19 protein-coding genes are annotated in these 25,154 nt (G+C 67.6%); 12 read left to right on the top strand and 7 right to left on the bottom strand.

The genetic code is table 11. The features are described 5' to 3' along the window. The first annotated feature begins 54 nt into the window (after positions 1-54). The 8 genes from AC5RV3_RS03750 to AC5RV3_RS03715 all read left to right on the top strand — a co-directional run bounded on the left by AC5RV3_RS03750 (position 55) and on the right by AC5RV3_RS03715 (position 12,244). Positions 55-972, top strand: coding sequence for a LysR family transcriptional regulator (locus AC5RV3_RS03750; protein ID WP_493986868.1), 918 nt, complete (start codon positions 55-57; stop codon positions 970-972). 164 nt (positions 973-1,136) lie between these two features. After that, positions 1,137-2,840 carry a dihydroxy-acid dehydratase gene (gene ilvD / locus AC5RV3_RS03745; protein WP_494000034.1) on the top strand — a complete coding sequence of 568 codons (1,704 nt, stop codon included), beginning with the start codon at positions 1,137-1,139 and terminating at the stop codon, positions 2,838-2,840. Positions 2,841-3,197: 357 nt separating this feature from the next. Next, positions 3,198-5,099, top strand: coding sequence for an acetolactate synthase large subunit (locus AC5RV3_RS03740; protein ID WP_494120950.1), 1,902 nt, complete (start codon positions 3,198-3,200; stop codon positions 5,097-5,099). Positions 5,100-5,101: 2 nt separating this feature from the next. Then, on the top strand, positions 5,102-5,614 hold the full coding sequence (gene ilvN / locus AC5RV3_RS03735) for an acetolactate synthase small subunit (protein ID WP_493979937.1): 513 nt from the start codon (positions 5,102-5,104) through the stop codon (positions 5,612-5,614). Between the two features lie 35 nt (positions 5,615-5,649). Then, the gene (gene ilvC / locus AC5RV3_RS03730) at positions 5,650-6,675 is read left to right on the top strand and encodes a ketol-acid reductoisomerase (RefSeq protein ID WP_494120949.1); all 1,026 of its coding nucleotides are present in this window, start codon (positions 5,650-5,652) and stop codon (positions 6,673-6,675) included. A gap of 300 nt (positions 6,676-6,975) precedes the next feature. Then, complete coding sequence (gene serA / locus AC5RV3_RS03725; RefSeq protein ID WP_494120948.1) at positions 6,976-8,565, top strand: phosphoglycerate dehydrogenase; 1,590 nt, start codon at positions 6,976-6,978, stop codon at positions 8,563-8,565. A gap of 167 nt (positions 8,566-8,732) precedes the next feature. Next, the gene (locus AC5RV3_RS03720; RefSeq protein ID WP_494120947.1) at positions 8,733-11,546 is read left to right on the top strand and encodes an ABC transporter permease; all 2,814 of its coding nucleotides are present in this window, start codon (positions 8,733-8,735) and stop codon (positions 11,544-11,546) included. Beyond that, positions 11,543-12,244, top strand: a complete 702-nt coding sequence (locus tag AC5RV3_RS03715; RefSeq protein ID WP_494108564.1) for an ABC transporter ATP-binding protein — start codon at positions 11,543-11,545, stop codon at positions 12,242-12,244. Before AC5RV3_RS03720 ends, AC5RV3_RS03715 begins: the two co-directional genes overlap by 4 nt. 158 nt (positions 12,245-12,402) lie before the next feature. On the opposite strand, the gene AC5RV3_RS03710 is transcribed toward AC5RV3_RS03715, so the two are convergent. After that, the gene (locus AC5RV3_RS03710) at positions 12,403-13,299 is read right to left on the bottom strand and encodes a type IV toxin-antitoxin system AbiEi family antitoxin domain-containing protein (RefSeq protein ID WP_494120946.1); all 897 of its coding nucleotides are present in this window, start codon (positions 13,297-13,299) and stop codon (positions 12,403-12,405) included. A 267-nt stretch (positions 13,300-13,566) separates the two neighbouring features. Here AC5RV3_RS03710 and metG point away from each other — a divergent pair, with 267 nt between their 5' ends. Beyond that, a complete protein-coding gene (metG, locus tag AC5RV3_RS03705; protein WP_494120945.1) occupies positions 13,567-15,126 on the top strand; it encodes a methionine--tRNA ligase in 1,560 nt (519 codons plus the stop codon). Positions 15,127-15,129: 3 nt separating this feature from the next. Here the strand turns inward: metG and AC5RV3_RS03700 are convergent, their stop codons facing one another. Further along, the gene (locus AC5RV3_RS03700; protein WP_494111289.1) at positions 15,130-15,648 is read right to left on the bottom strand and encodes a hypothetical protein; all 519 of its coding nucleotides are present in this window, start codon (positions 15,646-15,648) and stop codon (positions 15,130-15,132) included. Between the two features lie 190 nt (positions 15,649-15,838). After that, on the bottom strand, positions 15,839-17,245 hold the full coding sequence (locus tag AC5RV3_RS03695) for an APC family permease (RefSeq protein WP_494120944.1): 1,407 nt from the start codon (positions 17,243-17,245) through the stop codon (positions 15,839-15,841). A gap of 181 nt (positions 17,246-17,426) precedes the next feature. On the opposite strand from AC5RV3_RS03695, the gene AC5RV3_RS03690 reads away from it, so the two are divergent. After that, positions 17,427-17,753 (top strand): cupin domain-containing protein, encoded by a 327-nt coding sequence (locus tag AC5RV3_RS03690; RefSeq protein WP_494120943.1) that lies wholly within the window; start codon positions 17,427-17,429, stop codon positions 17,751-17,753. Positions 17,754-17,885: 132 nt separating this feature from the next. Here the strand turns inward: AC5RV3_RS03690 and AC5RV3_RS03685 are convergent, their stop codons facing one another. The 3 genes from AC5RV3_RS03685 to AC5RV3_RS03675 all read right to left on the bottom strand — a co-directional run bounded on the left by AC5RV3_RS03685 (position 17,886) and on the right by AC5RV3_RS03675 (position 21,178). Next, entirely contained in the window at positions 17,886-19,940 is a 2,055-nt protein-coding gene (locus AC5RV3_RS03685; RefSeq protein WP_494120942.1) for an ABC transporter permease, read from the bottom strand. Between the two features lie 149 nt (positions 19,941-20,089). After that, positions 20,090-20,401: a hypothetical protein gene (locus AC5RV3_RS03680; RefSeq protein WP_494120941.1), complete on the bottom strand. Its 312-nt coding sequence runs from the start codon at positions 20,399-20,401 to the stop codon at positions 20,090-20,092. A gap of 3 nt (positions 20,402-20,404) precedes the next feature. Then, the gene (locus AC5RV3_RS03675; protein ID WP_494120940.1) at positions 20,405-21,178 is read right to left on the bottom strand and encodes an ABC transporter ATP-binding protein; all 774 of its coding nucleotides are present in this window, start codon (positions 21,176-21,178) and stop codon (positions 20,405-20,407) included. 180 nt (positions 21,179-21,358) lie between these two features. Between AC5RV3_RS03675 and AC5RV3_RS03670 the strand changes: the two genes are divergently transcribed. Then, positions 21,359-22,480 carry an LCP family protein gene (locus tag AC5RV3_RS03670; RefSeq protein ID WP_494120939.1) on the top strand — a complete coding sequence of 374 codons (1,122 nt, stop codon included), beginning with the start codon at positions 21,359-21,361 and terminating at the stop codon, positions 22,478-22,480. A gap of 209 nt (positions 22,481-22,689) precedes the next feature. On the opposite strand, the gene AC5RV3_RS03665 is transcribed toward AC5RV3_RS03670, so the two are convergent. Next, a complete protein-coding gene (locus AC5RV3_RS03665) occupies positions 22,690-23,550 on the bottom strand; it encodes a DUF2382 domain-containing protein (RefSeq protein ID WP_494120938.1) in 861 nt (286 codons plus the stop codon). 489 nt (positions 23,551-24,039) lie between these two features. Here AC5RV3_RS03665 and AC5RV3_RS03660 point away from each other — a divergent pair, with 489 nt between their 5' ends. Beyond that, positions 24,040-25,104, top strand: a complete 1,065-nt coding sequence (locus AC5RV3_RS03660; protein WP_494120937.1) for a 3-isopropylmalate dehydrogenase — start codon at positions 24,040-24,042, stop codon at positions 25,102-25,104. The last annotated feature ends 50 nt before the right edge of the window (positions 25,105-25,154 follow it).

The following is a 25,154-nucleotide window of genomic DNA, read 5'->3' as shown; positions in this document are numbered from 1 at the left end:
GGCAACCGTCAAGTTCAAGCTAACGTTACTTACCTCACTATGTAGTATCGCTTTATGGACATGAGGCGGCTGCAAATACTGCGGGAACTGGGCGACCGCGGGTCCGTCGTCGCTACCGCCGCTGCGATGAAGATCACAGCCTCGGCCGTGTCGCAGCAGCTGAAGGCGCTGCAGCGGGAGGTGGGCGTCACGCTGGTGGAGAAAGCCGGCAGGGGAGTGCGCCTGACCGAGGCCGGGCTGGCCATGGCCGCGGCTGCCGCGGACGTCTCCGCGGCGATGGAGAGGGCGCAGGCCACCGTGGACGGCTACCGCAGCGGCTGGCAAAACCAAATCCGTGCGGCGTTCTTTCCCAGCGCCGCGGAAATGTTTCTGCCGGGCCTGATGTACCGGCTGCAGGACATCGAGGGGCTGCATTTCGACCCCTGCCTGGAAGACCCGTCCGTCGAGGGGTTCCTGCCGCTGGCGGCCGACTACGACCTGGTGCTGGCACACAGCCAGCAGGGCGTCGAGGCCTTCGCCCGCAGCGGCATCACCGTGCTGCCGTTGCTGGACGAGCCGCTGGATGTGGCCATGCCCGCCGGCCATCCGCTGGCAGAACTCGACGTCCTCAGGCCGGAGGATGTGGTGGACCACCCGTGGATCGGCGTCCCGCAGGGCTTTCCGTTCGAACAGGTGCTGCGCCAGATCGAAGCACGCACCGGCAGGCTGGCCAAGCGGACCACGCGCTACGCCGACCTGCGCGTCATGGAGGCCATGGTGGCCGCCGGGCACGGGCTCGCCGTGGTGCCGCGGTTCACCTCGCGGAAGGCACAGTCCACCCGCGGCTTCGTGATGCGCCCGTTGGAGGGGATCCGCGCCAGCCGGACCATCGTGGTGCTGGCCCGCAGCGACGTGGCTGAACGCAGCAGCGTGCACCGGGTGATCGGAATGCTGCAGCAGGAAGCCGCGGCGATCGCCAGCCAGCAGGGCTGAGGGCGGCCGCGCCGGGCAGCCCTGGCGTGCCGCGGTTGCCGGTCCGGGTCGGCGCCGCCGCGGCAGCGCCGGGCAGCCCGGGAGTGCCGCTGTTGCCGGCCCGGGTGGGCGCCGCCGTCGTAATATGGCCCTGCCATGGCGGCGCGGGTCATAGAATCGATGCCATGAGTGCGGACGCAACCCCAGACATCAAGCCCCGTAGCCGGGTAGTAACCGATGGCATCCACGCCGCTCCGGCGCGCGGCATGCTCCGAGCCGTAGGGATGGGCGACGAGGACTTCGCCAAGCCGCAGATCGGCATCGCGAGCTCTTGGAACGAAATCACCCCCTGCAACCTGTCGCTGAACCGGCTGGCCCAGGGCGCCAAGGAAGGCGTCCACGCCGGTGGCGGTTTCCCGATGCAGTTCGGCACCATCTCCGTCTCCGACGGCATTTCCATGGGGCACGAGGGCATGCACTTCTCGCTGGTCTCCCGCGAGGTCATCGCGGACTCGGTGGAAACGGTCATGATGGCCGAACGCCTGGACGGTTCCGTGCTGCTGGCCGGCTGCGACAAGTCGCTGCCGGGCATGCTGATGGCCGCCGCCCGCCTGAACCTCTCCTCGGTGTTCCTTTACGCCGGCACGATCATGCCCGGCTTCGCGAAGATGGAGGACGGCTCGGAGAAGGAAGTCACCCTGATCGACGCCTTCGAGGCCGTGGGTGCCTGCGCCGCGGGCAAGATGAGCCGCAAGGACCTGGACTCGATCGAGCGCGCCATCTGCCCGGGCGAAGGCGCCTGCGGCGGCATGTACACCGCCAACACCATGGCCTCCATCGGCGAGGCCATGGGCATGTCCCTGCCGGGCTCCGCCGCGCCGCCCTCGGCGGACCGCCGGCGCGACAACTTCGCGCACAAGTCCGGCGAGGCCGTGGTGAACCTGCTGCGCAAGGGCATCCGCGCCCGCGACATCATGACCAAAAAGGCCTTCGAGAACGCCATCGCCGTCACCATGGCGTTCGGCGGCTCCACCAACGCCGTGCTGCACCTGCTGGCGATCGCCCGCGAGGCGGAGGTGGACCTGACGCTGGACGACTTCAACCGGATCGGCGACAAGGTTCCGCACCTGGCCGACATGAAGCCCTTCGGCCGCCACGTGATGTTCGACCTGGACAAAATCGGCGGCGTCCCGGTGGTCATGAAGGCGCTGCTGGATGCGGGCCTGCTGCACGGCGACTGCCTGACCGTGACCGGCAAGACCGTGGCCGAGAACCTGGCGGCCATCAACCCGCCGGACCCGGACGGCAAGATCCTGCGCGCCCTGGACAATCCGATCCACAAGACCGGCGGCGTGACCATCCTGCACGGTTCGCTGGCCCCCGAAGGCGCCGTGGTCAAGTCCGCGGGCTTCGACGCCGACGTCTTCGAGGGCACCGCCCGCGTGTTCGAACGCGAGCAGGGCGCCCTGGATGCGCTGGACAACGGCCAGATCAAGGCCGGCGACGTGGTGGTCATCCGCTACGAAGGCCCCAAGGGCGGCCCGGGCATGCGCGAGATGCTGGCCATCACGGGCGCCATCAAGGGCGCCGGGCTCGGCAAGGACGTGCTGCTGCTCACCGACGGCCGGTTCTCCGGCGGCACCACCGGCCTGTGCATCGGGCACGTGGCGCCGGAAGCGGTCGACGGCGGCCCGATCGCCTTCGTGCGCGACGGCGACCTGATCCGCGTGGACATCGCGGCCCGCAGCTTCGACCTGCTGGTCGACGAGGCCGAGCTGGAAGCCCGCAGGGTGGGCTGGGAACCGCTGGCACCGAAGTTCACCACCGGCGTGCTGGCCAAGTACGTCAAGCTGGTGAACTCCGCGTCCACCGGCGCCTACTGCAGCTGAACCACGACGGCGGGCGCCGCCCCTCCACGAGGCAAGCGCCCGCCGTCGTGCCCGCCACGGGCATCCGGGGAGTCCATCCTTTGGACTCAGATGCCCAAATAATGAGACAGCGATGTCTCAGGTTGACACTGATATCTGCGTGGCACGAGACTGAAGCCATGCAAAGCGTATCCGTGGTCGTCCTTACCAAGCGCGTGGCGTAACCGCCCGTCTGGCCGACCACGTCACGCGCGAAACCCCATCGGAGCCAACCGGCTCGACGGGGTTTTTTTATTTGCAGAAGAGAACAGGGCCGTCCTCCGCTCGCGGAGGACGGCAAGCACATCAGAGAACGTAAAGATCCGCAAAGGAAATCCGATGACTAAGGGATCGCCAATCAGCCCCTCGCTGATGGCCAACAAGGCGCCGGCCTCGGCCGACGCTTTCAAAACCAAAGATGTAGCTGCCTCTGTCTCTTCCGTCGTGGACGGCCTCAGCCCGGTAGTCGGGCCGAACAACATCGTGCCGCCCACGGAAATGACCGGCTCACAAGCCGTTGTCCGTTCGCTGGAAGAACTGGGCGTCGATGACGTCTTCGGGTTGCCGGGCGGGGCCATCCTCCCCACCTACGACCCGCTCATGGATTCGGCCAAGATCAACCACGTCTTGGTCCGTCATGAACAGGGTGCAGGCCACGCCGCACAGGGTTATGCCATGGTCACCGGCCGCGCCGGTGTCTGCATTGTCACCTCCGGCCCGGGTGCCACCAACCTGGTCACCGCCATTGCCGACGCGCACATGGACTCGGTGCCGATGGTGGCGATCACCGGGCAGGTCTCCTCGGCCGTGATCGGCTCGGACGCGTTCCAGGAAGCGGACATCGTCGGCATCACCATGCCGGTCACCAAGCACTCCTACCTGGTCACCAAGGCGCAGGAGATTCCCCGCGTGCTGGCCGAGGCGTTCCACATCGCCACCACGGGCCGCCCCGGCCCGGTGCTGGTGGACATCACCAAGGACGCCCAGCAGTCCATGATGAGCTTCTCCTGGCCGCCGAAGATCGACATCCCCGGCTACCGCACGGTGGTGCGTGGGCACTCCAAGCAGGTCCGCGAGGCCGCCAAGCTGATCGCCGCGGCGGAGCGCCCGGCGTTCTATGTGGGCGGCGGCGTGATCAAGGCCCACGCGTCGCAGGAGCTGCGCGAGCTGGCCGAGCTGGTGGGTGCCCCGGTGGCCACCACGCTGATGGCCCGCGGCGTGTTCCCGGATTCGCACCCGCAGCACGTGGGGATGCCGGGCATGCACGGCTCCGTCTCCGCGGTGACCGCGCTGCAGCAGGCCGACCTGTTGATCACGCTCGGCGCCCGCTTCGACGACCGTGTGACCGGCGTGCTGAGCACCTTCGCCCCGGGCGCCAAGGTGATCCACGCGGACATCGACCCCGCGGAGATCTCCAAGAACCGCACGGCCGACGTGCCGATCGTGGGTTCGGTCAAGGAGATCATTCCGGAACTGGCCGACGCCTGCCGCGAGCGGTTCGCCGCCGAAGGCACGCCGGACCTCTCCGCCTGGTGGGCCATGCTGAACCGGCTGCGCGAGACCTACCCGCTGGGCTTCGCCGAGCCCGACGACGGCCTGATGGCCCCGCAGCAGGTGATCCAGCGGATCGGCGAGCTGACCGGACCGGAAGGCGTCTACGTTGCCGGCGTGGGCCAGCACCAAATGTGGAGCGCGCAGTTCATCAAGTACGAGCGCCCGCACGCTTGGCTCAACTCCGGCGGCCTGGGCACCATGGGCTACTCGGTCCCGGCCGCCATGGGCGCCAAGGTGGGCAACCCGGACCGCGTGGTCTGGGCCATCGACGGCGACGGCTGCTTCCAGATGACCAACCAGGAACTGGCCACCTGCCGGCTGAACAACATCCCCATCAAGGTCGCGGTGATCAACAACTCCTCGCTGGGCATGGTCCGCCAGTGGCAGACCCTGTTCTACGACGGCCGGTACTCCAACACCGACCTGAACACCGGCCACGACACCGTGCGCGTCCCGGACTTCGTGAAGATGGCCGACGCCTACGACTGCGTGGGCCTGCGCTGCGAACGTCCGGAGGACATCGACGCCACGATCCAGCAGGCGCTGGCGATCAACGACCGCCCCGTGGTCATCGACTTCGTGGTCAGCCCCAACGCGATGGTGTGGCCGATGGTCCCCGCCGGCGTGAGCAACGACCTCATCCAGATTGCCCGCGACATGACCCCCGAGTGGGAAGAGGAGGACTAGGAATGTCCCGCCATACCCTTTCAGTGCTGGTGGAGGACGTCCCGGGTGTGCTGACCCGCGTCGCCAGCCTCTTCGCCCGCCGGGCGTTCAACATCCATTCTCTGGCCGTCGGCCCCACGGAAGCAGACGGGTTCTCCCGCATCACCGTGGTGGTCGAGGCCGAGGGCGACCTGCTGGAGCAGGTCACCAAACAACTGAACAAGCTCATCAACGTCATCAAGATTGTCGAGCTGGTTCCCGAAACTTCCGTGCAACGCGACCACATCCTGGTCAAGGTCCGCGCGGATGCCGCAACACGGCTGCAGGTAACCCAGGCAGCAGACTTGTTCCGCGCCTCCGTGGTCGACGTGTCCACCGACTCGTTGGTTCTGGAGGCCACCGGCACCGCCGATAAGCTCGAGGCCCTGCTTGCAGTGCTGGAGCCGTTTGGCATCCGCGAAATAGTCCAATCCGGAACGCTGGCCATTGGCCGCGGCTCCCGCTCCATGAGCGACCGCGCGCTGCGTTCCGCCTGATTCCTTTCCACGCAATCCCAACAGGAGAAACCTAAGTGACTGAGCTGTATTACGACGACGACGCCGACCTTTCGATCATCCAGGGCCGCAAGGTCGCTGTCATTGGCTACGGCAGCCAGGGCCATGCCCATGCCCTGAGCCTGCGCGACTCCGGCGTCGACGTCCGCGTCGGCCTGGCCGAGGGCTCCAAGTCCCGCGCCAAGGCCGAGGCCGAGGGCCTGAAGGTCCTCTCCGTCGCCGACGCTGCCGCCGAGGCCGACGTCATCATGATCCTGACCCCGGACCAGGTCCAGGCCAATGTCTACGCCGAGTCCATCGCCGACAAGCTCGAAGAGGGCAACGCCCTGTTCTTCGGCCACGGCTTCAACATCCGCTACGGCTTCATCCAGCCGCCGGCCAACGTCGACGTCGCCCTGGTCGCGCCGAAGGGCCCGGGCCACATCGTGCGCCGCGAATTCGAAGCCGGCCGCGGCGTCCCGGACCTGATCGCCATCGAGCAGGACTACACCGGCAACGCCAAGGCGCTGGCGCTCTCCTACGCCAAGGGCATCGGCGGCACCCGCGCCGGCGTCATCGAGACCACCTTCACCGAAGAGACCGAGACCGACCTGTTCGGCGAGCAGGCCGTGCTCTGCGGCGGCGCCTCGCAGCTGGTGCAGTACGGTTTCGAGACCCTGACCGAGGCCGGCTACAAGCCGGAGATCGCCTACTTTGAGGTGCTGCACGAGCTCAAGCTGATCGTCGACCTGATGGTCGAAGGCGGCATCGCCAAGCAGCGCTGGTCGGTCTCCGACACCGCCGAGTTCGGCGACTACGTCTCCGGCCCGCGCGTGATCACCCCGGAGGTGAAGGAGAACATGAAAGCCGTCCTGGCGGACATCCAGAACGGCTCCTTCGCCAAGCGCTTCATGGACGACCAGGCCAACGGCGCCAAGGAGTTCCTGGAGCTGCGCCAGAAGGGTGAAGACCACCCGATCGAGGCCACCGGCCGCGAACTGCGCAAGCTGTTCTCCTGGATCAAGTCCGACGACGACTACACCGAGGGCGTCGCAGCCCGCTAGGCCAGTCCGACGGCCGGCGCCCATTGCGGGCGCCGGCCGTTACGTTTCCCCGAGGCGCCGTCGTCGTCGTCCCGTTTCCGAGGCGCCGTCGTCGTCGTCCCGTTTCCGAGGCGCCGCCGTCGTCGTCCCGTTTCCGAGGCGCCGCCGTCGTCACGTTTCCCTTGACCCGCCGTTTCACCAAGCGAAGCCGGCCGGCCGGCGCCGGTAATAACTGGGGACAGAGCCGCAGCCGTTCTAGACTGGACCTACCCCCATCTATACGCACGGCCATCACCATGCTTGCAGCGAAGGAACACCCCTGTGGAAAAACCAGTAGTCCTCCTTGCGGAGGAACTCTCCCCAGCGACCATCGAAGCCCTCGGGCCCGACTTCGAGATCCGGCAGACCGATGGAGCCGACAGGTCCCAGCTGCTGGCCGCGATTGCCGACGTCGACGCCATCCTGGTCCGCTCCGCCACCAAGGTGGACGCCGAAGCCATTGCGGCAGCCAAGAACCTGAAGGTCATCGCGCGCGCCGGCGTGGGCCTGGACAACGTGGACATCAAGGCCGCCACGCAGGCCGGCGTCATGGTGGTGAACGCCCCCACCTCCAACATCGTTTCCGCCGCTGAACTGACCGTCGGCCACATCCTGGCGTTGGCCCGCCACATCCCCGCCGCGAACGCCTCGCTCAAGGGCGGCGAGTGGAAGCGCTCCAAGTACACCGGCACCGAGATCTACGAGAAGAAAATCGGCATCATCGGCCTCGGCCGCATCGGCGCCCTGATCGCCGCGCGCATGCAGGCGTTCGAGACCCAGATCCTCGCCTACGACCCGTACGTGACCAGCGCCCGCGCCGCGCAGCTGGGCGTGCAGCTGGTCAGCCTGGACGAGCTGCTGGAGCAGTCGGACTTCATCACCATCCACATGCCGAAGACCCCGGAGACCGTGGGCATGATCGGTGCCGCCGCGTTCGAGAAGATGAAGCCCTCCGCCTGCGTGGTCAACGTGGCCCGCGGCGGCCTGATCGATGAAGCAGCGCTCTACGACGCGCTGAAGGAAGGCCAGATCGCCGGCGCCGCGATCGACGTCTTCGTCAACGAGCCGAGCACCGACCTGCCGTTCTTTGAACTGGAGAACGTGGTGGTCACCCCGCACCTCGGCGCCTCCACCGAGGAAGCCCAGGAGAAGGCCGGCATCTCCGTGGCCAAGTCCGTGCGCCTGGCGCTGGCCGGCGAGCTCGTGCCCGACGCCGTGAACGTGGCCGGCGGCGTGATCGCCCCGGACGTCCGCCCGGGCATCCCGCTGATCGAAAAGCTTGGCCGGATCTTCACCGCGCTGACCCACGATTCGGTGACCCAGATCGACGTCGAGGTGGCCGGCGAAATCGCCGAGCTGGACGTGAAGGCGCTGGAACTGGCCGCGCTCAAGGGCGTGTTCAGGGACGTCGTCTCCGAACAGGTCTCCTACGTCAACGCCCCGGTGCTGGCCGAGCAGCGCGGCATCAATACCCGCCTGATCACCACCACGGAGTCCGAAGAGTACCGCAACGTGCTCACCATCCGCGGCGCCCTCTCGGACGGTTCGCAGATCTCCGTGGCCGGCACGCTGACCGGCCCCAAGCAGATCCAGAAGATCGTGGCCATCAACGGCTACGAGGTGGAAATGCCGATCAGCGAACACGTGATCGTGTTCCTCTACGAGGACCGTCCCGGCGTCATCGGCACCCTGGGCCGGCTGCTGGGCGAGCAGGACATCAACATCGCCGGCATGCAGGTGGCCCGCAACGACGCCAGCAAGCAGGCGCTGGCCGTGCTGACCGTGGACAGCGCCCTCCCGCAGGACCTGCTGGACCGGCTCAGCGCGGAGATCGGCGCCGTCGTGGCCCGCGAAGTCGACCTGCAGGACTGACCTCGCGCTGCGCCGTAAAGCCCGCCCCGTCCTTGCCCCGTGCCCGGGGCAGGGGCGGGTTTTACGCATACACGCCGGTCGATTCCTCGAGTGCGCGCACCTCGTGAGAACCTTAATGCCGGGTCAATTCGACCTCTGGCCTTTTTGCTGCCGTATGGAGTGATTCTGTGGAAATCCGGTTCAACGCTGCGTCACGCTTCATGCGCAGCCGCTCGCTCGTGGTGACGGTCGCCGTCCTGATCGCGGCAATGGTCCTTTCCATTTTCGTCCAGGGCCGCGCACAGGCATCGCTGACCCGGATCGTCGATGCCAACACCCGCGGCGTGTACGACATCCTGGTCCTGCCCGACGGCACCGCGGGCGACGAACTGCGCCAGCCGGATTTCCTCACCGGCAACGGCGGCATTGCCTCGTCGGATCTGGAGCAGGTCCGGGGGATCGACGGCGTCGCCGTCGCCGCCCCGATTTCGCTCGTGTCCAAGGTGGTCCAGGACATCGAGTTCCCGCAGCTGAAGGCCACCGACTACGTCGGCTACAACCCGAACATTGAGCAGTACCTCAAGGCTCAGGGCATCAAGGACGCCGTGCCGAAGGAAGAATGGCCGGCACCGGATTCCGTGTTCAACGAAGAACCGACCAACTACCGGATCACCGCCAAGGCCGTCAGCTCCGACGGCCTAACGGACACCGTCCTCTTCGAAACAGCCGCCGAGGGTTCCCTGGGCCAGGCGAAGCTGGAGGAGCTGGACGTCCCCGGCGGCACCAGCCTGCGCACCGTGGCCCCCAAGGGCGAAACCGGCATCAAGTTCCCGGATCCGGCCGGTGGCAGCATGCACGGCGATTTCGACACCACCATCGCGCTGCCCATGCTCCCGCAGATCACCGAGACGGTGGTTGCCGTGGACCCGGCGGCCGAATCCGCGCTGCTCGGCGAGGCCGGCGATTTCCTGGCCCCGCTCAAGCAGGCGCCGGAACCCACCGACCGCAACGCCCAGGAACTGGGCCAGCACTTCTCCTCGCAGTTCGGGATGGGCATGTTCTCCGAGGGCGGCGAAGGCGCCGCCATCGACGGGCACCCGTTTGAGTTCTGGAGCCCGTTCTTCGTCCAGTACCAGAACGCGGTGGAAGCCGGCACGCTGGACGAGGAATCCCAGGTCATCCCCATGGTGGTCCGTTCCGGCACCGACCTGGACCTGACCTACTCGGTCAAAATCGAACAGCTGGACGACGCCGGCAACACCGTCTCGGAGGTCGGCACCGTCAGCAAGGAGCTGGGGGAGGGCTACCTGCCCTTCGCGTCCAGCAAGCCCTTCCAGCTGCGCTGGCCCGGCGGCGAGGACTACAACTACCTTCTGGGCTCCGGCGGCGTCCAGATGGTCGCCGGCCTGCACCAGCCGCCGGTGTGGACCACCGACTTCATGTCCAACCCGGAGTTCACCGCCGGGGACGCCGCCAGCGACGGCAGCGCGGAGCAGACCGCCACGCCGCAGGGCTGGATCCAGGTCAACAAGCTGCCGGAGAAGACCCTCCAGTGGCAGCTGGAACCGGACCAGAGCCAGCGGGAACCGGTGGAAGAGCAGTCCTACCGCAGCACCGTGGACTCCGGCGCGGAATCCGCTACTCCGCTGCCGTTCGTTTACGGCACCTTCGATGCTTCCGCCGTGCGCGAGGCGGCTGGCGACGTGAACTACCTTCCGTTGGGTGGGTATGACCCGACGCCGGTGACCATCACCGAGGACGCCGAGGGAAACAACGTCGACGACACCGTGATGAAGCCGGGCCTCAGCGGCGCCGGACTGTCCGTGCAGTCCGCCGGTGCCATCACCGACTTCGCCGGTCTGGCCGCCGTCCGCGGCACCAGCGCCGAGGAGCCGGTCATTGACGCCGTGCGCGTCCGCGTGGATGCCGCCGGTTCCTGGGCCGACGCCGAAGACCAGATCAACACCGTTGCCGCCGCGATCGAGGAGCTCGGCCTGCAGACCCAGGTCGTGGCCGGCTCGGCCCGCGAAGACGTGTCCATCTACGTGCCGGACTACTACAAGGACGCCGCCGGCACGGTCAGCGACCTCGGCACGGTGCAGCAGTCCTGGGTCCGCCAGGGCGCCGCCGGCGAGGTCCAGGGCGCCCTGAGTGCCTCCAGTGCGGCGCTGCTCGCCCTGACCGTGGGCGGCGCGGCGCTGCTGACGGCCGCCAGCGCCGTCGCCTTCACCCGGTCCCGCCGGACCGAAGCCGTGACGCTGCGGGCCATGGGTTGGAACCGGCGGCGCATCCGCTCCTGGTTCCTGAACGAGCTGCTGGTCGGCGGCGTGGCCGTGCTGGTGGTGGCCATCGTTGCCAGTGCCATCAGCCGCAGCGCCGTGACCCTGTGGGTGTCGTTGATCGCGCTGGTGGTTTACGGTGCCGCGGCCTTCATCTCCGCCGCCATGCTCAAGCCGCACCCGGCGAAGGACACCGAACCGTCCGGGGCAGCCGGCGTGCCGTCGGTGAAGACCCCGCTGCAGTTCGCCGCCCGGCAGCTGAGCACCAACCGGTTCAACACCGTGGCCATAGCGCTGGGCGTCGCGGTGCTCGGTGCAGCGGCCGGAGCGCTGGTGGCGGTGCTGGTGGACATCCCGCGGGCGGCCGGCAGCACGGCGCTCGGTTCGCTGGCCGCCACTCAGCTGAGCGGGCTGAACATCGCGCTGGCGCTGCTCGGCGTGGTCACGGCGCTGCTGCTGGCGCTGATGACCACCCGGTTCGAAGCGCGCCGCAAGCGCGAACAGTTCGCCATCCTCGGCGCCATGGGCTGGACGCCTACCCTGCTGCTGCAGGCCCGCCGCGGCGAGGCCGGCATCACCGCCGCCGTCGCCCTGCCGCTGGCGGTCATCGGCGCCGTCGTGACCGCCCTGTTTATTGCACCGCACACCGCGGTGTGGGCCGCTGCCGCTGGCATCGCGGCCGTGCTCCTCTGGTTTGTTTTGATGACAAGGACCCGGAAATGATTGAAGAACCCCTGACCCGCGCAGCCACCAAGGAGCGCACCGCCGACCATGCCATGCCGGTGGAATTGCGGGGCATCACCATCAGGTACGACGGCGGTGCCGAGCCGCTCGTGATTGCCGAGGACTTCGACCTCGGCCTGGAAGCCGGCACCATGCACTGCCTGGCCGGCCGCAGCGGCTCCGGCAAGACCAGCATCCTCACCGTGGCCGCCGGGCTCCAGCAGCCCACCTCCGGCGAAGTGCTCTGGCAGGGCGATGCCCTCAGCGCCATGGACGACGACGAGATCTCCGACCGGCGCCGGGCACTGATCGGCTACGTGGACCAGGGCGGCGCCCTGATCGACGGCATGAGCGCGCTGGAGAACGTCCTGCTGCCGGCCGTGCCCGACGGCAAGGTGGAAGAGCGCACCGAGATGGCCAAGGACCTGCTGGACCTGGTCGGGCTGGGCCGCCGCATGCGCCACCGTCCCGGCCAGCTCTCCGGCGGTGAACGCCAGCGCGTGGCCATCGCCCGCGCGCTGATCCTGGGCACCAAGGTTTTGGTGGTGGACGAGCCCACCGCCAACCTGGACCGCGAACAGGCCAACAAAATCATCCACATCCTGAAGGACACCACCAAGGACGGCATTGCCGTACTCGTGGCATCCCACGACCAGGAACTCATCAAGGCGGCGGACAGCAGCACCCGGATGAACTAGGGGTCCCGCAATATCCTGACGGCCCGGGCGTTCGCCGACCTACGTGGTCGGATTCCCGGAACTGTTCTTCCGGTGCAGGGTAAATCCTTCAGTGCAGGCTCCATACCACCTGCCCTGACCGATAAACCCTGTCGCGGGCTGCGGTACGCCCCAGTACTTCAAGCAGCCGGGTGCCGGCCCCATGCGTAGACGGCCCGGTTGTACGCCCTGGCGATGCGGTTCCTCAGGGTCGCCTCGTGGTCCAGCTCCGGCCAGCGGACGCGGACAAAGCTCCAGCCGCATTCCATCAGCGCGGTTTCTCGTTTCCGTTCTTCCAACAGGACAGAGTCAGTCGGCGCCCGGCTGTACTTTGTGTCGCCGTCGAACTCCAGGATCAGCATCAGCTCTGGCCATGCCAAGTCTGCTCGATACCTTCCGCTGGCTGTGCCGATTTCATACTGCAAAACCGGCGGCGGGAATCCCCACTCGATAACCTTGAGCCGGAGCCTGGTTTCGCCTGCGGATTCGCTTATCCCGCTCGCGGCGGTCAACACTCGTCGGGCTTTGCGGACATTCGCGTAGCCGGTCTGTTTGTCGAGGATTGCAGCGATTCCATCACGGCTGGCGCCGCCGCGCAGTGCCGAATCTGCAATGACCGTCGCCAGCTCAAAAGGCAGAAGCTTGGCACAGTCGACGACGGTGCGTTCCTTGCTGGTCAAGCGGAGGCCGTCCAGCGCCGCCACTTCATCATCGGCAACCATCAGCTTGTGTCGTACCACGCCGGCGGAATTGTCTCCATGCCGCGTTCGCTGGGCCACGTGGATCTCATTCGTCGCGTTCCAGACATCCATGCCCCACAGACGGGCAGCCGAAACGTGGGTGTAGACCAGTTCTGATCGTGTACTCAAATGATGGGCGCGAATCATCCAGACATCGCGAGTCCACGGTTTCAGCGTCCGCCAGTACGCTGCCGACGCATAGACACCGTGCCTTACCCTCACAATGTTCCGCACCCGGAGTGCTGCCGCTATCTCGCTTTCCTCGTAGTTTGAGTAACGCAACTCTGAAAAGGTCATCAACCGGGCTGGAGGGATATTTACCAACCGGGGAGCAGAAGAAGCAGGCATGGCACCAACGTGCCGCAACTCCCGCTTGGCGTCGATCCCGGCGGCCCAGCTGTGGATAAAGCGCGACGGCGGCGCTCCCCGCCACGTTGGACACCGCCGCTGTCAGCCGTCGGCTCCCGCCGCCCCGCACCCCACCGAGTCCTACCGGTCTACCACCCACCAACCGAGCGCGTAGTGCATTTCGACACCGCCGAACGCAGAGGGTAATTTCATAGGGTGACCGCATCCGAGCCCAAGCCCCCGTTCTACATCACCACGGCCATCACGTACCCCAACGGCGTGCCGCATATTGGCCATGCCTACGAGTACATCGCGACCGACGCGATGGCCCGTTTCAAACGCCTGGACGGCTACGACGTGATGTTCCTGACGGGCACGGACGAGCACGGCATGAAGATCGCCCAGACGGCCGCCAAGGAGGGCATCACCCCCAAGGAATTGGTGGACCGGAACACTGCGGCCTACAAGTCGGCCCACCAGGTCTTGGAGATCTCCTACGACCGGTTCATCCGCACCACCGATGCCGACCACTACGCCGCCTCCCAGGCCATCTGGAAGAAGATGGAAGAGGCCGGGGACATCTACCTGGGCAAGTACGAGGGCTGGTACTCGGTCCGCGACGAGGCCTACTACGCCGAGGACGAGACCGAGCTCCGTGAAGACGGCAAGCGCTACTCCATCCAGACCGACACCGAACTGACCTGGACCGAGGAGGAGAGCTACTTCTTCCGGCTCTCCAACTACCAGGACAAACTGCTCAAGCTCTACGAAGAGCACCCCGATTTCGGCGCCCCGCGCAGCCGCTTCAACGAGGTCATCAGCTTCGTCAAGGGCGGCCTGGAGGACCTGTCGATCTCCCGGACCACCTTCGACTGGGGCGTCCCGGTCCCGGGCAACGACAAGCACGTCATGTACGTCTGGGTGGACGCGCTGACCAACTACCTCACCGGGGTCGGCTACCCGGACACGGAGTCGGAGTCGTTCAGAAAGTTCTGGCCGGCCGACGTCCACGTGATCGGCAAAGACATCTCCCGCTTCCACGCCGTCTATTGGCCCGCCTTCCTGATGTCGGCCGGGCTGGAACTGCCCAAGCGCGTCATGATCCACGGCTTCCTGAACAACAACGGCGTGAAGATGTCCAAGTCGCTGGGCAACGTGGTCGCCCCCGCCGAATGGGTGGCACAGTACGGCCTGGACCAGGTGCGCTTCTTCCTGCTGCGCGAGGTCCCCTTCGGCGCCGACGGCTCCTACAACCATGACGCCGTGGTCGGCCGGATGAACGCCGATTTGGCCAACAACCTGGGCAACCTCGCCCAGCGGTCGCTGTCCATGGTGGCCAAGAACTGCGAGGGCAAGGTGCCGCAACCCGCGACGCTCGCCCCCGAGGACCACGAACTGCTGGCCCGCACCGAGCGCCTCCTCGAGAAGTCACGGGCGGCCTACGAGGTCCAGGACTTCCACGGGTCGCTCGAGGCCATCTGGACCGTGCTCGGCGACACCAACGCGTACTTCGCGGAGCAGGCTCCCTGGGTGCTGCGCAAGACCGACGTGGAGCGGATGAACACGGTGCTCTACGTGACGCTGGAGGTGCTGCGCATCGTCTCAATCCTGGTCCAGCCGGTCATGCCCACCGCGGCCGGCAAACTGCTGGACGTGCTGGGACAGGACGACGACGGCGCCCGCGACTTCGCTGCCATCGGCACGGCTTTGGTGCCGGGCACCCCGCTGCCGGCGCCCACGCCGATCTTCCCGAAGTACGAAGAACCGGCCGGGTAACCCCTACCCGCCCGGCAGAAAGCGCCGGGCCGCAGTCGCGGCCATGATGCGCTCCACCCGCTTCTGCTGGTCCACCGCCTTGGCTTCGAGTTCTTGGAAGCGGGTGGCGTCCAGCCGGTGGTCCCTGGGCGCCAGGACGGTCAGGACCTGCCACATGCACTGCTTGCCGCGCAGGGCGGAAAGCAGCGATTCCAGTTCCAGCTGGGCGCCCACCCCGCCCGAAGCGCGCGTGGGGTTGAGCGGATTCACCTTGCTGGCGATGGCGCCGGCCATCGAGCCGAGCTGCTTGAGCTTGTTGCGCCGGTAACCGAGGCTGCGGTGCAAGGCCTTCAGTTCCTTGCGCTCTGCAGACACCTCGTCGCGCAGCTTCCGGAACTCGGCCTCCTCCGGTGTTCCCGCCCACGACTGGCGGACGGCGTCGAACAGCTGGACGCCGGCAGCCGAACCCACCAGGTGGTAGTCCAGATAGGCGGCGAGGTTCTCCTGGTCCAGTGTCCCTGTCCGGTGTTTTTTAGCGGCCATGGCCTTCCTTTCTGCTGGCTCTCATCACACCCGCGGCCGTTCCCATCGGGCCGCCGGCGTCGTCATCCCGCGGACGGCCTCCGCCGTCGTTGTTTCACTGTCCTTACCCAGCCAGGCCCCGGGTCAATCACCTGGCTCCGTCACATCGGCCGCTGCGTCACACGCTGGTTCGGTCAGTAGCCCGGTTCCGTCAACCGCCCAGTTCCTCTGGGCTGCGGAACCTCGTCTTCCTGCCGTATGCGCCGCGGTTCCAGAGCCACGTGAGCAGCCACAGCAACAGGCCGAGGCCGATCAGCAGGCCGGCAATCTGGTACTCGATGGGATCCTGCGCCCACGGGCCCACCAGGAAGAGGCAGGTGGCCATGCCGAGGTAGGGCAGCACGGTGGGGGTTCGGAAGTGCTTGCGGTCGACCGGTTTCCGGCGCAGGACCAGCACCGCCAGGTTCACGATCGTGAAGACACCCAGCAACAGCAGGGCAGTGGTGCCGCCCAGTGCGGCGACGGTGTCGGTCCCCATGAAGTTGGTGACCACGAAGATCAGGACGAACGCAATGAGCGTGGTGAAGATGATCGAGGCCCAGGGGGAGCGGCGGTTCGGATGGACCTTGCCCAGGAACCGCGGCAGCACGTCCTGGCGCGCCATGCCGTAGAGCAGGCGGCTGGCCATCAGCATGTTGATCAGCGCCGTATTGGCCACGGCGAACATGGACAGGAACGGGTAGATCACGTCCACCGGGAAGCCCGGCGCACCGACCGACACGACTTCGAGCAGCGGCGTCGGGCTTTCCGACAGCTGCCCGATCGGCACTATGGCCACCGCGGTGATGGACACGAGCACGTACACGACCACGGTGATGCCCAAGCCGGTCAGCATGACCTTCGGGAAGGTCGTGACGGGATCCTTGGTCTCTTCGGCCATGTTCACCGAATCCTCGAAGCCCACGAAGGAGAAGAACGCCAGCGAGGTGGCGGCGGTGATGGCCAGGAAAACGCCCTTGTCCTCCGAGGTCTCGAACACCATCACCCGGCTGAAGTCCACGTTTCCCTGGCTCATGGCCCAGAAGCCGATGAAGATCACGATCAGGAGGCCGGTGAACTCCACCACCGTCAGCACCACGTTGAATTTCACGGACTCGCTGACGCCGCGGAAGTTGATCCCCGCCAGGACGGCCATGAAGATGATCGCCACCCAGGTCACGCCGGTCTGGTTCCAGTCCAGATTGAACCCGGCAATGAAGTTCTCGCCCAGGAACTTGGCGGCGGTGGAGGCGGACGTGATGCCGGAACTGAGCACGGCGAACGTCACCAAAAAGGTGAGGAAATGGACGCCGAAGGCCTTGTGTGTGTACAGCGCGGCCCCGGCGGCCTGCGGGTACTTGGTGACCAGCTCCAGATAGGAGAAGGCGGTGATGGTGGCCACCAGGAACGCGAGCAGCAGCGGAGCCCAGGCCGCGCCGCCCACTTCGCCGGCCACCTGCCCGGTCAGCGCGTAGACACCCGTGCCCAGGATGTCACCCACAATGAACAGCAGCAGGAGTTTTGGTCCTATCGCCCGTTTCAGCTCCGGCTGCTTTTCGGTTGCGGTGGAACCGCTCATGCCCTTTCCTCCGTCCTCACGGCGCTCTGCACTGGCCTGTCCGGCCAACGTAGCACCAGGCCCCGCCGATGTCTCCGCCGCGGTGTCCGGCGGGGGAGCGGGCCGCCGATTGTTCTCGCCTAGGCCTGCGGGCATGCGGTGGGTAGAGTGTCCGCTACCCGTCGACCGGAAGACCGCTCCGATGACCTACAAGGCCCTGTCCCTCGCCAGCCTGCGTCCTGCCTCGGGAGCCGCCGTCTTCCATGGCAGCGCATACGGCGCCCACGCGTCCTTCTTCGTGAACTCGCGCGGTGCCGAACGCCACCGCCATCCCTACGAGGAAATCTTCGTACTGCTCGACGGCGAGATCGACTTCACGATCGACGGCCAGTCAGGCCATGCGGGCGCGGAAACCGTGATCGTCATCCCGGCGTACGCCTGGCACGAGTTCACGGCCACCACCGCGGGCGGGGTGAAGATAATGAACATCCATCCCGTCGCCCAGATGCAGACCGAATGGGCCAAATAGGTGCGCCAGCCGGCGCGTGCCGGAGGTACGCGGCCGAATAGCAGTCAGCAGGTGCCCTTTCCGCGGATGAACCGCGTCCGGCGGGAGGGGCACCCGCTGACCTGCGATGAGCGTACGACGGCGGCGTCCCGGCTAGACCGTCGCCAGGCCTTCCACGGGGGAGAGGCGGGCGGCCCGGCGGGCAGGCATCACGGAGGCGAGCAGCCCGGCCACCACGGCCACGGCCAGCACCCCGAGCAGCTGCAGCCACGGGATGTCCGGCACCACGCTGGCGAACGCCCCGAGCGCCGACTGCGCCCCCAGCCAGCCGTAGACCGCGCCGAGCGCCGATCCGATCAGCGCGGCGACGCCGGCGATCAGCACGGCCTCGAGCGCCAGCATCCCGCGCAACTGCGACTTGGTCAGCCCGAGCGCGCGCAGCAGCGAGGACTCCTGCGTGCGCTCCAGCACCGAGAGCGAGAGCGTGTTGGCCACACCCACCAGCGCGATCAGCACCGCCACCGCCAACAGCCCGGTGACCACGAGGAGCAGCACGTCGATCACCTGGTTGAACGCGGCACGCTCCACGGCGGCACCGGAAACCTGATACTCGTCCACGTCGAGCCCCGCGGCCAGCTCGGTCCGCAGTTCCAGGAGCGCCCCCGCGTCCAGGTCCCGGTCCACGAATACCCACAGTTGCGGCAGCGCGGAGTAGTAGTCCGGGGACTCGGCGGCGGGCGGCTCCGGCACGCCGATCTCGGCGGCCACGGCAGCGGAGATCAGCGGCGGCAGCGTGCGGCTGTCGGCCTCCGCCACGGTCAGTTCTTTCGACCCCCGGCTGCCTGTCACGGTCAGTGTCTCCAGGCCCGAGCCCTGCGGCAACAGTACGGTGTTCCTGTCCAGCTCCAGCGAGCCGTCCTGCAGCAAGCCCATCTGCTCCGGCGCCAACTGGTACACGCCCGTGCGCTGGCCGTGCACGTCGGCAAAGCCGCCGTTCGTGACCAGGCCGGCGGCAGCGACGCCGTCGTACGCGGCCGCGGTGGCCGCGGCGGAGGGGGCCAGCGGTTCCCCGCCGAGCGTGAGGTTTCCGACCGCCAGGTCCACCGGATACTCCGCGCCCAGCTGGGCGTCGAACGCGGTCCGGGCGGTCTGCGCCCCGGTCATCATCATCGCCACCAGCGTGACGCCGATCAGCAGCGCGGTGGCCGTGGCGGAGGTCCGTCCCGGGTTGCGCACCGCGTTTACCGCGGCCAGCTTGCCCGGCACTCCCGCGGGCCTCGCCAGCGCGCCGACGGCGGTGACCAGCGGCGGCACGAACAGGGTGGCGCACAGCAGCAGCCCGATGAAGGAGAGCATGCCGCCGGGCAGGGCGATCAGCAGGTTCGCGGACAGCGCTCCGAAGGCCAGCAGGGCGGCACCGCCCACGGTGAGGGCGGCGCCGATCGCGAGCCGGACCTTGCCCTTGCGGTTGCCGGCGCGGGCCTCGTCGGCCGGCCGCAGGGCGGCCAGCGGTGCCACCCTGGTTGCGGCACGGGCCGGAGCGAGGGCGGCCAGCACGGTCATCAGGATGCCCACCGCGAGGCCGACGGTGATGGCCGACGGCGACACGGCCAGCGCCGCGAACTCGGTGTCAGGTTGCCCCTGCAGCACGGCGATGACGCCGGCCATCAGGGCCACCGCGCCCAGCACGCCCAGCAGGGAGGCTCCGACCCCGACCAGCAGCGCCTCCGCCAGCACCGAGTTCCGGATCTGCCCGCGGTCCGCGCCGATGCAGCGCAGCAGCGCCAGCTCGCGGGTCCGCTGGGCGATGAGGACCGAGAAGGTGTTGGCTACCACCAGTGCCGAAACCAGCAGGGCCACCAGCGCGAACGCCAACAGCACGATGGTCAGCTGATCGCTGCCGCCGGTCAGGCTGGCCACCACGGCCTTGGTCTGCTCCGCGGCCGTGTTCACGGTGGAATCGCCGAAGCCGGCCTCCGCCAGTGCCGCGGCGACCGCGTCCTGAACCGCGTCCGCCTCGGCGCCCGGGGCCAGATCCAGCTGGATGTTGTGCAGCTGCGGTCCGGCCTCGCCGGCCAGCTGCCGCATCAGGGGGTCACCTGCGAAGAACTGCGGCTGGCCCATCATGAACGGGTCCTTGGACGGCTTGACGATCCCGGAAACAATCAGGCCGGTGCCCGCAGCGGCGATGTCCTCGGCGGCGACCATCCCGGCAGCGGGCGCCAGCTCCAGGGTGTCGCCGACTGCCAGACCCTGCTTCTCGGCAGTCCCGGCGTCAACCGCGACCTCGCCGGCAGCCGGCAGGGCGCCTTCGAGCAGCTCCAGGTTGTCCAGTCCGTCGGGGGCAGTATTCTGCGCTACGCCGTACCCCGCGTCGGCCGGGGATCCCCAACGCGACCGGTGCCATCCCTTGCGCGTACACCTCCCCGGCGCCCTGGGCGCCGCACCGCCTCAACGGCCGCCGCGTCCAGCGGCCGGTCCGGCGGGCCGGACACCACCAGGTCGGCGTTCCGGAAACCGGCGCCGATGCTGTTGCCCAGCGAGGCTTCGGTGGACGCGTTGACCATCAGCGTGGCGGTCAGGAATCCCACCGCCATCACCACGGCCAGCCCGACGGCGATGAACCGCCGCGCGTGCTGCCGTACCTGTGCGAGCGCTACCTGTAGCATGGCTCAGGCCCCCAGCTTGGCCAAGGCGGCCAGGATCGCGTCGGTGTCGGGCCGGTCGAGTTCGCCAACCAGCGCGCCGTCGTTCATCAGCACCACCCGGTCCGCGTAGGAGGCGGCCACCGGGTCGTGCGTGACCATGATGATGGACTGGCCCATCTCCTGGCAGGACCGGCGCAGCAGCGAGAGCACCTCCGCGCCCACCTTCGAGTCCAGGTTGCCGGTGGGCTCGTCTCCGAATACGACGTCGGGGCGCGTCAGGAGCGCCCGCGCCACGGCGACGCGCTGCTGTTGACCGCCGGAGAGCTCGTGCGGGCGATGGGCCAGCCGGTCCGTCAACCCGAGCGTTGAGGTGACATATCGGAACCACTCCTGGTCCACCGAGCCGTTGGCCAGGGAGATCGGCAGCGTGATGTTCTGCTCGGCGGTCAGCGTGGGCACCAGGTTAAAGGCCTGAAACACGAAGCCCACACGCTCGCGGCGCAGCTTGGTCAGCTGGGAGTCGTTCAGGGAGGTGATCTCGGTCCCGCCAATCCAGATGTTGCCGGAATCGGCGGTGTCCAGCCCGGCCAGACAGTGCATAAGCGTGGACTTGCCCGAGCCCGACGGGCCCATGATCGCGGTGAACTTGCCGGCCTCGAAGCTGGCGTCCACGTTCTTGAGCGCGTGCACGCGGGTATCCCCGGTGCCGTAGGTCTTGTTCAGGCCGCGCGTCGCGGCGGCCGAGGTGGCGCCGCCCGGGGCGGCGCCGGCGGGTGATTGCTCAGTACTGGTAGTCATGCCCTTACGCTATGGAGGCCGCGCCTTCCGCGGATCGGCCGCAGGTCTGGTCTCTGCCGGCCGCCCGCTCATACCCTGGGTGGAGAGCGCAGTCCGACGGGAAGGACTGCCTTGGCCCGGACACGGCCGTCATTCGGTGAAACCTTTGCGCAGCAGCCGCGTAAGCGGGAACATAAAGCCATGAAACTTGCCCGCCTCGCCGCGCTCCCGCTCGTATCCCTGCTCGTCCTGACCGGCTGCGCGCCGAAGGACGAGCAGGCCCGCCCGCTGCATTCGGCGACTCCCAGCCCCAGCATGGTGGAGACGGGCGACATGCCCGAAGCCCTGGCCAAACTGGCGACGGCAATCTACGAGGGCGGAGACGTCGCGGCCAACAAGATGACTGCCGGTGCGCTCGCCGACCGGGCCCCGGTCGAAGCCAAAACCACTGTCAAGGCCGCGACCGGCGAATGGAACGGACAGGACATGGCCGTCCTGACCTCGGGCGACGACGTGACCCTCGCCGTCGACAAGGACGGAACCTGGACGGCGGTGGGTGGCTGGTGGCCCTCGCTCGACGTCGACAAAACCGTCTTGGGCGGCAAGCGCCACGTCCTGATCATCGGCTCCGACGCCCAGAAGAGTAAGGGCGAGAAGGTTCGGGAAGCGCGGGCCGATGCCCTTCAGGTGGTCGGCGTGGACGGCAAGGGCGGAGGAGGCATCCTGGGCATTCCGCGTGACCTCTGGGTGGACATGCCGGGCGGCGGGCAGGCGAAGATTAACGCGGCCATGATGCGGGGCGGACCCAAGGCGCAGCAGAAGGTCGTGGCGGACGTGACCGGCCTCAAGGTGGAGGGCTACATCCTCACCGGTTTCAAGGGTTTCGAGGGTTTGGTCGACAAAATAGGCGGCGTCACCGTCAACGCCCCTATCCCGGTGCTTGACGTCAAGGCGGGGAAGAGCAAGCTCGACGGCGAGACCGCGCTGGACTATGCCCGGGAGCGGAAAACCCTGCAAAACGGCGACTTCGGCCGCTCTGCGCACCAGGGCGTCCTGCTGGTGGGATTCGCCGCCTTGGCCAAAATGAACGGCCCGGCCGGGCTGGTCGGCCTGCTCTCCGCCGCGAATCCGCTGGTCGAGACCAACCTGAGCGCGGAGCAGGCGCTGACGCTGGGCGCCTGGGTCTACAAGACCGATCCCGCCAAGGTTGGGCGCGAAGTGCCCGAGCCCGGATTCGGCTACAGCGCCGACGGCCAGTACATGCTGCCCATGGATGCCAAGACCCGCAAGATCTTCGGTTCCTTCGCCGACGGCAATTTGTAAGCGCGCCGTCGAACGGACTTTTGCATCGGACGGGAACAGTTGCTGAGCGATCTCCTGACCGGACAGCCCTGAGGCGATGAGAACGCCTCGCGCTCGCAGTGCTACGGCAAGGGCTGCCGCCGGCAGGTGTGGCCCGCCCCGCCCGGGCAAACGAAAGGTCGGGGCGGGAGTGCTCCCTGCCCCGGCCTTTCGCGTCGGCCAGCCCTGGGCTAGCGACGACGGGTGTCGTTGTCTGTGCCGTCGGTCTCGATGTTTTCCTTACGGACCTCTTCGTCGACCCTGACCTCGTCGGTGACGGTGTCCTTTTCGAGCCGCACTCGTTCCACCGGGACGGTCTCCTTCTCCACAACCGGCCGTTCCTCGTGGAGCGTGACCTCGTGCTCCTCTTCGCTCAGATCGGGGCCCGCCATGGCGTCACCGCGGTTGGCGTCGGTGATCGGTTCGCGTTCGATGCGCACTTCCTCGCGCTGGACCGGAACGGTCGTGGTGACATTTTCGGTGGTGACGTACTTGCGCAGCCTGGCCCGGCCGGTCGCCTGCCGCTCGGTGCCGACATGCAGGCGCTCCTCGGAGCGGGTCATGGCGTCATCGGTAGTGGGCCCGGAGGTGTCCCGGCCCACCGTGCCCGGTGCGTCCTCGGTGTACGTGCCGCGGGCATCGTCGGTGCCGTATTGTCCGGCGGTGCCGGTAGCGGTGCCGGTGGTGGTGTAGTCGGTGTCCCGGCCGGTCGTGGCGTCGGTGTAAGTCCGGCCGCCGCCCAGCTGGTAGTGCTCGTAGAGCCGGTCCTCCTCGGCGGGCTCAAGGTAGCCGTCCACGTCAACCCGCGGGGCGTCCTTGATCTGGTCCTTGGTGTAGGGGACCACGATGTCGTTACCTTCGATGCGGGCGGCTTCGAGCGGGACGAACGATTCCGAGGAGCCGAACAGGCCGGTCTTGGCGGTGACCCAGGTGGGCCGGCCACTGTCGTCATCGGCATAAATCTGCCCGATGGAGCCTATTTTGTCCCCGTCGTTCGTGACGACGTTTCCGCCGCGGTTGAGCAGACCGTCGATTTGTTCTTGGGCGAGCATGGTGTCTCCTTAGGATTCGTCCGATGTCTCTGGAGCGTCCGGGTTTTTGGAGGGTCCGGTGCCCGTGTTGGGCATGATCCCCGCAGCCCTTAACGATTTAACCTAAGCATGCTTATTAATCCTTGGCAAGGCCTCCGGGAAGCGCGGCCACACGAGGGGCAGATGCTTTTCGGCGCCGGATTTTGCAGCAGGCCGCGGCCGGTCCCGCCGCACGGCCCGATGGGCACGCGCGTCCGCTCGGCGGTCCTGTTCTTTCGTTTCGGGAGCTAATGTCCGCCGGTTTGTGCCGTCCCCAGCTTGCAACCCCGGCGCGAGAGCTGCCGGCCCAGCCCACAGCTCGTTGCCCAAGCTCACCGGCCCGTGGCGACGGGGATGCTAAAGCCGGGCGAGGCCTCCCGCGTCATGCCCAGGTCTGAGGTTGCCGCGCGCTTTGTTCACATTTTGGGACGGTTTGCCCATTATGTGGAACGGTTTCCTACACTTGAAGCCATGAGCGCAGCAGCAAAGGCATTTTCCCTGGCAGTCATTCCCGGCGACGGCATCGGGCCGGAAGTCGTGGCGGAGGCGGTGAAGGTCCTCAAGGCGGCCACTGCCGACGGCGGTGCCACCTTCGACCTGACCGAGTACCCGCTGGGCGCCGAGCACTGGCTGGCCACCGGCGAGACCCTGCCCGAGGAAACACTGCAGCGGCTCCGCAAGCATGACGCGATCCTGTTCGGCGCCGTCGGCGCTGCCCCCGGCGACACCCGGATCCCGTCCGGCGTCATCGAGCGGGAGATGCTGCTTAAGCTTCGCTTTTCCCTCGACCACTATGTGAACCTGCGCCCGGCCAAGCTGCTGCCCGGCGTCCCCAGCCCGCTGGCGAACCCGGGCGAGGTGGACTTCGTCGTCGTCCGTGAAGGAACCGAAGGGCCCTACGTGGGCAACGGCGGCGCCCTGCGCGTGGGCACCCCGCACGAAATCGCCACCGAGGTCTCGGTCAACACCGCCCACGGCGTGGAGCGCGTGGTCCGGGATGCCTTCCGCCGTGCGTCGGCACGCCGCAAGAAACTCACCCTGGTGCACAAGCACAACGTGCTGGTCCATGCCGGGCACCTGTGGCGGCGCACCGTGGAGACGGTCGGCGCCGAGTTCCCGGACGTCGCCGTCGACTACCTGCACATCGACGCGGCCACCATCTTCATGGTCACGGACCCGGCCCGCTTCGACGTGATCGTCACCGACAACCTGTTCGGCGACATCATCACCGATTTGGCTGCCGCGATCACCGGCGGCATCGGCCTGGCGGCGTCGGGCAATATCAACATGGACCGCACCGCGCCGTCCATGTTCGAGCCGGTCCACGGCTCGGCCCCGGACATTGCCGGCCAGCAGAAGGCCGACCCCACGGCGGCCATCCTGTCCGTGGCCCTGCTGCTGGAGCACCTGGGACTGGCGGACGAGGCGGCCCGCGTGCAGCGGGCGGTGGAGCACGACGTCGCTGCCCGGGGGAGTGCCCCCCGCACGACTGCCCAAATCGGCGATGCCATCACCGCCGCTTTGGCAGTAGGGTAGTTAACGGTTACTAACCAAAATCATTTATTTGACGCACAAGGGCGTGCCCT

The organism is Arthrobacter sp. Y3221114, from assembly GCF_059092625.1.
The sequence above is the reverse complement of the archived record's forward strand: the minus strand, read 5'-3'. Positions and strand labels throughout refer to the sequence as shown.